At 66.2% G+C, this 955-nt stretch carries 1 protein-coding gene; it reads right to left on the bottom strand.

Features of this window, described 5'->3' with window-relative positions; all coding sequences use genetic code 11:
- Positions 1–13: 13 nt before the first annotated feature.
- Positions 14–817: an IS5 family transposase gene (locus tag RZ1_RS29450; protein ID WP_072816493.1), complete on the bottom strand. Its 804-nt coding sequence runs from the start codon at positions 815–817 to the stop codon at positions 14–16.
- Between the last annotated feature and the right edge of the window lie 138 nt (positions 818–955).

Raw genomic sequence — 955 nt, forward strand, 5'->3', positions numbered from 1 at the left:
AAGTGAGGTTTTCTCACCAGGCGGGGGCTTGTAGGTGAAGAAGCACGAGGGCGGCAGCGGTTATCGCGCCGATCCTCCACGGACACAGACTGATTCGTTGTAAAGCTTTCCAGCGGGTCTTCAGCAGGGCATTCGCACGTTCCGCCGGAGCGCGCATCGCGGACAGAAGTGTGTTGCGGCATCGAGTGCCGGCATCGAGGTCGCGGCCCTTGGTCGGCGTGTGGACACCGATCCCGGCACCGGTGTAACCCTTGTCGGCGAGGGTGAGCATCCCGCCGGTGGCGGCCTCATAGAGGGCGCCGAGGACTCCGCCGAGTCGAGCAGCGGTGATGTCGTGAACCGAGCCGGGTTCGACGTCGGAGACCCAGACCGGGTAGCCGGTCGGGTCGGTCAGGACCTGGATGTTGCCGCCGTGTCGGCGGTGTTTGCCCGAGTACCACAAGTCGTGTCCGGTTTCGGAGCGCTCCCGGCAGCGGGTCGCGGCGATCAAGGTGCCGTCGAGTCCGACGTGTTCCCACCCGGATGCACTCCCGTGGGCGAGGACCTCGTGCAGGTCAGGGGCGTGGGCGGCGATCACGTCGATGCCTTCGTGTAGGTATCGGTAGGCGGTTGCCGGCGAGATTCGGGCATCGCGCGCCAGGGCGGCGACGTCGGTGCCGTCGCGGAACCAGCGGAGCACCATTACCGCCTGGACGTAGACGGTTGCGGCCCGCTGCCATGGTCGGCGGTCGACTCGGGTGCGATGCGCGGCCAGGGCACTGGCGACGAAGGCCAGGGTTCGTTCGGGCACGTCGAGCGTGGCACGATAGGAAATCACGTGGGGTCCTGCTTCGGGATTGCTTCTTGGTCGAAACGATCTCTACCAGGTAGGACCCCACGTCCTCATCTCACGCCACACCGCCCGAATGTCCCCGGCCGCCGTCAGCGAACTCCTGGTGAGAAAACCTCAGTGGTG

This window comes from Rhodococcus zopfii NBRC 100606 = JCM 9919, from assembly GCF_001895025.1.
GTDB classification, from domain to species: domain Bacteria; phylum Actinomycetota; class Actinomycetes; order Mycobacteriales; family Mycobacteriaceae; genus Rhodococcus; species Rhodococcus zopfii.